The sequence below is a fragment of the Streptomyces murinus genome (genome assembly GCF_002154555.1).
GTDB classification, from domain to species: Bacteria; Actinomycetota; Actinomycetes; order Streptomycetales; family Streptomycetaceae; genus Streptomyces; species Streptomyces murinus.
Genome location: NZ_MUNF01000628.1, coordinates 1 through 7,093, shown reverse-complemented (window position 1 = coordinate 7,093; position 7,093 = coordinate 1). Strand labels below are relative to the sequence as shown.

The following is a 7,093-nucleotide window of genomic DNA, read 5'->3' as shown; positions in this document are numbered from 1 at the left end:
GTTCTGAAGGGCTTTCTGCTCGGGGGGTGGCGCCGGCTGCGGATGCGGGGACCGGGGGCGGTCAGGAGGCGGGGACCGGGGCGCCCTCCAGGGCGAGGCCGGTGTCCGGGAGTTCACCGGGCAGCAGGGCCTCGGTGCGCTTCTCCCGGATCACCAGGAGGGTGCAGCCGCGGGGGCTGCTGACCCGGTGCACGCTGCCTGGCTTCTCCAGCACCAGGCAGCCGGGGCCGTACACATCGCCGTTGTCGTTGTGCAGTTCGCCGTCCACGACCACGATGAGCTCGTAGCCGAGGTGGCGGTGGAGGTCTCCGTGCGCGCCGGCGCCGAAGCGGGCGAGGTAGGACTCCGCGCCGTCGGGGCCGGTCTCCTCGGCGGTGTACAGCCAGTGCACGTCGACCGCCTGGCGTCCGGGCTGGACGTACGCCTGCCAGGTCAGCCGGTCCAGGTTCGCGGTGTCGAGGAGTTCGCGTATGACGAGGACGTCGCGGTGCGCGGGGCTGGTCACGGACATGGGGGTGCCTTTCGGGTCGGCGGGGCCGGGGCCGTGCGCGGGGCCGGTCGCGGTGGCGCGCAGTCGGGCGCTCACCTCGGAGCGGCGGATCTTGCCGGAGGTCGTACGGGGCAGCGCGTCGGTGAAGGAGGCGCTGTGGACCCGCAGGGCGCGGGTGACATGCAGGTCGACATGGGCGAGGAGTTCTGTCTCCGTGGCCCGGGCGCCGGCTTCGAGTTCGAGCACGGCGTGCGCGGCGAGGTTCAGCGTGGGGTGGGGCACCGGCACCACGGCGGCCGCGCGGACGGCGGGGTGGGTGCGCAGGATCGCCTCCAGTTCGTACGGCGAGACGCGGTGCCCGCCCGACTTGAAGACGTCGTCGCGGCGGCCCAGCAGCCGTACGTATCCGTCGGACGCGAGGATCGCGGAGTCCCCGGTGGCGTACCGGTCGGCGGTGAGGACCTGGCCGGTGCGCCCGGGGTCGCCGTCGTAGCCGGTCATCATGCCGACGGGCCGGTCGGCGAGTTCCACGTACAGCTGCTCGTCGCGGACGGTCAGGTCCCAGCCGGGCAGCGGCTTGCCCAGCCAGCCGGGCTTGCGGGGCAGTCCGGGCGTGGTGCCGACCAGGGCGGTCGTCTCGGTCTGGCCGTAGCCCTCGCGGACGGTCACGCCCCATTCGGCCTCGATGGCCTCCGCCACGTGCAGGGCGAGCGGCTCACCCGCGGTGGTGGCCTCGCGCAGCCGGGGCCGGGCGGTCGCGGCGTGTGCGGCGAGCCGGGTCCACTGGGCGGGCGGGGCGCAGAGGCTGGTGATGCCGCGTTCCTCCAGCAGCCGCGGCAGCTGTCCGGACTCGACGATCTCGACGGGCGGGACGACGAGGGTCGCCTCGGCGGTGAAGGGGACGAAGAAGCTGGACCAGGAGTGCTTGGCCCAGCCGGGCTCGGAGATGTTCACATGCCGGTCGCCGGGCAGCAGTCCGTTGAAGTACAGGGAGGACAGGTGCCCCACCGGGTAGGAGGCGTGGGTGTGGACGACGAGTTTGGGCGCCGAGGTGGTGCCGGAGGTGAAGTAGGCGAAGGCCGTGTCCGAGGCGGGGGTCGGGGCTGTCGGCAGATAGGACGTGGCGGACTGGTACGAGTCGTCGTACGGCTGCCAGCCCTCGACCGGCGCGCCGACCGCGATCCGGGTCATGGACGCGTGCGGGTCGAGATCGAGGTCGAGATCGAGGTCGAGGCGGTCGAAGAGCGGGGCGAGTTCGCTGCGGCAGATCACATGACGGACCCGGCCCCGGCCGATCCGGTCGGCGGCCTCGCTGCGGGTCAGTGAGGTGTAGGTGGGGATGGCCACCGCCCCGGTCTTCAGACAGGCCAGCAGGGTCTCCCACAGCTCCACCTGTGTGCCGAGGACGATGAGCACCCGGTCGCCGCGCGAAATGCCGCTGTGGGTGAGCCAGTTGGCGAGCTGGTCGGAGCGGGTGGCGAGGTCCTGGTAGGAGATCCGCTGGTCCCGGCCGTCGGGGCCGATCAGTTCGAGGGCGGTGCGCGGGTTGTCCCGGGCGATGACGTCGAACCACTCCAGCGCCCAGTTGAAGTGCGTGAGGCGGGGCCAGCGGAAGGCCCGCTGGGCGGCCTCGTGGTCGGCGCGCAGTTCCAGGAGCAGATCGCGGCCGCGCCGGAAGGCGGCGTGGGAGGGGGTGCGGCGCAGCGTGGCGTGGGCCGCGGCGCGGTCGTCTCGGGCGGTCATCGTCGGGTTCCTTCCAGCGTGCGGTGGGCGGCCGGCCGCGGGAGCGCGGCGAGCGCGTCCCGGGCGATGGCGTCGGCGTCCCGGGTGAAGTCGGTCCAGGGGCCGGGCCGGGCGGAGCCGACCTGCATGAACCAGCGCTGGCCCTCGGAGGGGATGCCGAGGACGTACACGCCCTCCGCCGCCGCCCCGGTCGCGGTCACGGGCCGGTACGGGCTCGCCGTCGTCGCCACTCCCCCGGCGACCCGGCCGCCGTCGCCCTGCTCGTTGGCCCAGGGCGTCCACAGGCCGGAGTCGAGCAGCTGGCGGGTGAGCGGTGCGGTGTCGCGGCCGAGGTCCGGGGCCGGGATCCGGGCGTCGACGAGCACCTCGCAGTGCTCCAGGGACCCCTCGACCTGCGGGGAGCGGACGGTGAAGAAGCCGCTCGCCTCGTCCGCGGCGAACTCGACCGAGGGTCCGGCCACCCGCAGGACGCCCGCTTCGAGCAGCGCCCGGGTCTGCCGCAGCCGCTGCGCCGGGGGGCCCGCGGCCAGGAAGGAGCTGAGCGGGGCGAGCCGGCCCAGGAAGTCGTCGCGGTGCGAGGCGGCGGTGAGGCCGTCGAAGTCGACCGCGGCCCGGATGGTTCCGCGTACGTCGCGCAGCACGTCCAGGGCCGCCTTGCGGGGGCCGTCGAGGTTGCCCTGTCCGGCGTGCGCGAGGTCCTCGTCGATCAACTCGCCGATGGCTGCGGTGAATTCGGCGGGGCTCTCGAAGGTCCGGCCGGCGAAGGGGCGGGCCAGCGCGTCGATGTCCAGGGGGGCCGGGCCGTCGATGCCGAGTTCGGCGGCGGCGGTGCGGATGATCTTCTCCGCGCCGTCGGCTCCCGCGTTCTCGACAAGGGCGGCCGTGCGTATCAGGAACTCCCGTTCCCGGTCGGCGCCGAGTCTGGCGCGTACGGCGGTGGCGTAGTGGACGAGCTGCATCTCGGCGTGCAGCCAGGGCCAGATCTGGAGCCGGAAGTCGAGGGGGGTGCCCTCGGCGCGCAGGGCGGCGATCCGCTCGGGGGTGAACAGCTTGGCCGTGTAACGCCACAGCGGGCCCTTCTGGTTGAGGCCACGGGCGGGCAGCGGCACTCCGGACCGTGAGCCCGCCACCAGGACCGGTTCGAGGCCGGAGGGCAGATACCGCAGCACCTTGCCCGGGCCCTCGCTGAACTGGCCGCCGCGGCTGGTGGTCAGCGCCGCGACGATGTCGTAGAACGTGAGGCCCATCCCGAGGACCGCGACACGGGCCCCCGGTGCGATCCGGTCCAGCGGCATGTCGGCCGCGCTGTCGCCGCGGATGTACGTCAGTTCCGGCCGGGGGGCGGCGAAGTCCGCGAACCGGCTCTGGTCGGCGGTGAGTTCGGTCAGGGGGTGACCGGTGGCCAGGACGACCCGGTCGGCGTGCAGCAGTTCACCGTCCGCGCAGCGTAACTGCCAGGCACCGCCCGCCCGTTGCAGGGCGATGACGTGGCCCGCGTACCGCCGCAGGGTCGCGCGGTCCGGCAGGGAGTCCTGGACCGCCTGGAGGAAGAACTGGAGGTACCGGCCGTACAGCGCCCGGGGGGCATAGGCGTTGGGGCCGGGATAGACGAGGTCTTCGGCGCCGGCCCACCACTGGCCGAGCGAGGGTCCCGCGCCCGCTCGGGCGGGGCCGCCGTCGGAGGGACCGGAGAACATGGTCACCTCGCCGCAGGCGGTGTTCATCAGGAAGGCCGGGTTCTGGTCGGTGCGCCAGATACGGCCCGCGCCGACCTGGTCCTTGTCGATCAGCGTGATCTCCACGGCCCGCTCCGGCGTCTCCGCGCGCAGCCGGGCCACCAGGCGTTCCACGACGGCGAGTCCGCGCGGACCCGAGCCGAGGACCGCGATGCGGTGGGCGACGCCACCCTCGGCGCTGCCGTCGGCGACGCTGTCCGCAGTGCCGCCGGCCTTGCTGTCGGCCTTGCTGCCGATGGCTTCGTCGCCGCGGATGGCGAGGGCCTCGGCGCGCTTGCGGGTCAGGGCGGCCGCCGCGCGGTCGTGGGCGTCGGCGGTGTAGCGCAGCATGCCCAGGAGCCGGCCCGAGGTGACGGCGTGCCGGGTGCCCCCGGCGACCGGCAGCGGCATGGCGCCCGTACCGGACCAGACCAGCCGGCCGTCGTCGCCGATCGCCCCGCGGGCCACACCCGCGTTGTCCCGGTGCAGGCAGAACGGCACGTCGAGGACGCCGGACGCGAAGGCGGCGCGCAGTCCCGCGCCGATGTCGGTGCCGTGGTCGAGGACCGAGGTGATGAGCCGTAGCGCCTCGCTGTAGATCGTCTCGTAGTCGACCTGGCGGGCCCACGGCAGCGGGCAGTCGTCCTGGAGCGCCTGCCGGGACACGCGTGCCGCCCGCTCCAGGGCCGCGATGTTCTCGGGGACGGTGGGGATCCGGTGCGCCTCGGCGACGGTCTTGACGATCAGCCGCTGGGCGCCGCCGCGCACGGCGATCTGCGCCGACGAGTCCAGGAGCAGCTCGGCCCCGGCCTCGGTGGCGGGGTAGACGCCCATGTAGGTGTAGAGCACCACGTGCCGCGCCACGCTGGAGGGCAGGAAGAGCTCCGCGAGGTGGTGCAGGGCCGCCAGCGCCTCGATGTCCTGCACCGCGTTGGTCTGCTGGGCGTACGACAGCGATACGGAGGTCACCCCGTTGCGGGCGAAGAACATCGCCTCCAGGACGCTGATCGCCACCAGCAGCGACGGCGGGCACATCTGCCCGAGCAGGCAGCCGCCGAAGGTCTCCAGATGGGCCCGCATCCCGTGGTCGTCCGCCTGCTCGGCGAGCTGCTGGGTCGCGTCGGTCCAGGCGGGGACCGCCTCGGCCAGCGGAAGCCGGGAGTAAGGCAGGCAGTAGGAGACCGGTCCGCCCTCGGAGGCGGAGAGGCCCGCCTCGATCATCGCCTCGAAGATATGGGCGGGCCGCGCGGAGCCGTGCCGGACCTGGACGGGGATGCCGTCGGCGGCCCGGGCGACCTCGGCGGTGACCCGCGGTCCGTGGTTGACGAGGGGGAAGCCGTTCAGCGCGCGGCCCTCGGCGAGGGCGGCCTGCGCGCCGGCCATGTCCTCGACCCGGGTGTAGGAGTCGATGGTGAGCGTGCCGAGCGTCCGGGCACGGGCCGCCGTGACGGCCGCGAGTCCCTCGGCCATGCGCTCGGGGTCCGACATGCCCATCCGGGGCTGTACGACCAACTGCCCGGCCTGTGCGGCCCGTTCGACGTAGCTCTGCATGTCGGGGCTGCCCTGGCCGTATACGTCCAGGCGGCCCTGGCGGCGGTTCGCGCTCATGCGGCCGCCCCCGCGATCTCGGGGCGGTGCCCGGTCATCCGCTGGAGCTCGCTGCCGAACTCGGCCGGGTCGGCGCCGTCCGTGAACACCGCGTCGAAGCCCGCGGCGACCAGTTCGTCGGCGAGGTGCGGCTGGTCGGCTCCCTGGATGCCGAGCTTTCCGCCGATCATCACGGGAACGGCGGACAGGGTCGCGTCACTGTCTTCTCGCAGCTTCCTGATCAGCCGGCGGCCGTCGATGTGGCCGTGGCCGTTCACCGAGGAGATGACCACGGCGTCGGGCCGCTGTGCGCGGATCGCCTCGATGATCTCGGCGTCGGGCACGCACGGTCCGAGGTTGGACACCTCGTACCCGCGCTCTTCGAGCAGCAGTTGGAGGAAGACCAGGTTCCAGGTGTGGGAGTCGGAGGAGACCGTCGAGAGCAGTACACGGGTGGCTCTGGACTGGATGGGTGACACGGGAGAGACCTCCTGTCGATGTGTCGCGGCCTGCCGCGACACATCGAAGATCCCGCCTTCCGGCTCCATGGCCCAGACCGATTCGGAGGTCCTGAACCGCTGTTCACGGATGCCGTACGGCCCACGGTTCTGAGGGGAGGAGCAACTACGCTTGCTCTACGTCCAGTTCGGCGACCGGCGCTCCGTCCGGGACCCGGCGCCCGCAGACGACGACCCCGGTGACCACCAGGAGTCCGCCGAAGCACTGGAGGAGGGTCAGCGCCTGGCCGAGCCACACATAGGCGATGACACTGGTGGCGACGATCTCGAAGGTGCCCAGCATGCTCACCCGCGTCGGCCCGAGGGAACGTACGGCGGTGAGCACCAGCGCGAACGGCGCGGCCATCCCGAGGACCCCGATCAGCACCAGCGGCACCAGCGCCCGCGGCTCCCACGCCCCGCTCTCGATGTGCCACGGCGGCTGGACGCAGCTCCACGCGACGGCCGCGACCAGTGATCCGTACATGGTGGAGGTGGCGGTGGGCACCGTGTCACCGATGCCGCGCCCGCACACCAGGTACAGGATGTACGCGGCGGCGGTGGCCAGCCCGAAGACGATCCCGACGGGGTCGAGATGGCCCAGCGAGGCGCCCCCGATGCCGACCATCAGGACGACCCCGCCGAGCGTGAGCGGCAGCGCCACCAGCACGCTCGCGGCCGGGCGCCGGCGCTGCCGTACGGCATCCGCGGCGGTCAGCCAGGCGGCGGCGCTGTACTGGAGCACCAGCGCGACGGCCAGGGGCAGCCGGGCGATCGCCATGGAGTAGCAGTAGATGAGCGCGGCCAGCGCCAGCCCGAAGACAACCACCCGCGGCAGCCGCCGCCACGGCAGGCGCAGCAGCTCACGCCGGGTGAGGGCCAGGACGCCGAACAGGCTCAAGAACCCCGCCGACATACGGAACTGAGTGACCGTCAGCGCACTGATCCCATGGTCGATGAGCACCCGTGAGGCCGTCCCGCTCAGCCCGAACAGCGCGCAGGCGCCGACGACCATGAGGCAGCCGGACGCCCCTTTCACACCCGCCCCCCTGACGCGCCCC

General features: G+C 73.2%; 4 protein-coding genes. All 4 read right to left on the bottom strand.

Features of this window, described 5'->3' with window-relative positions:
- Nucleotides 1–61 precede the first annotated feature (61 nt).
- Nucleotides 62–2,233 carry an AMP-binding protein gene (locus CCN72_RS31670; protein ID WP_086811601.1) on the bottom strand — a complete coding sequence of 724 codons (2,172 nt, stop codon included), beginning with the start codon at nt 2,231–2,233 and terminating at the stop codon, nt 62–64.
- Nucleotides 2,230–5,556, bottom strand: a complete 3,327-nt coding sequence (locus CCN72_RS31665; RefSeq protein WP_086811600.1) for an FAD/NAD(P)-binding protein — start codon at nt 5,554–5,556, stop codon at nt 2,230–2,232. Before CCN72_RS31665 ends, CCN72_RS31670 begins: the two co-directional genes overlap by 4 nt.
- A complete protein-coding gene (locus CCN72_RS31660) occupies nt 5,553–6,014 on the bottom strand; it encodes a cobalamin B12-binding domain-containing protein (RefSeq protein ID WP_232984967.1) in 462 nt (153 codons plus the stop codon). Before CCN72_RS31660 ends, CCN72_RS31665 begins: the two co-directional genes overlap by 4 nt.
- A gap of 145 nt (nt 6,015–6,159) precedes the next feature.
- The coding region (locus CCN72_RS31655; RefSeq protein WP_208638155.1) for an EamA family transporter at nt 6,160–7,093 on the bottom strand (934 nt) is incomplete at its 5' end.

Excerpts from the sequence above, each read along its gene's own strand:
- CCN72_RS31670 (WP_086811601.1), bottom strand. The coding sequence starts at position 2,233 with ATGACCGCCCGAGACGACCGCGCCGCGGCCCACGCCACGCTGCGCCGC.
- CCN72_RS31665 (WP_086811600.1), bottom strand. The coding sequence starts at position 5,556 with ATGAGCGCGAACCGCCGCCAGGGCCGCCTGGACGTATACGGCCAGGGC.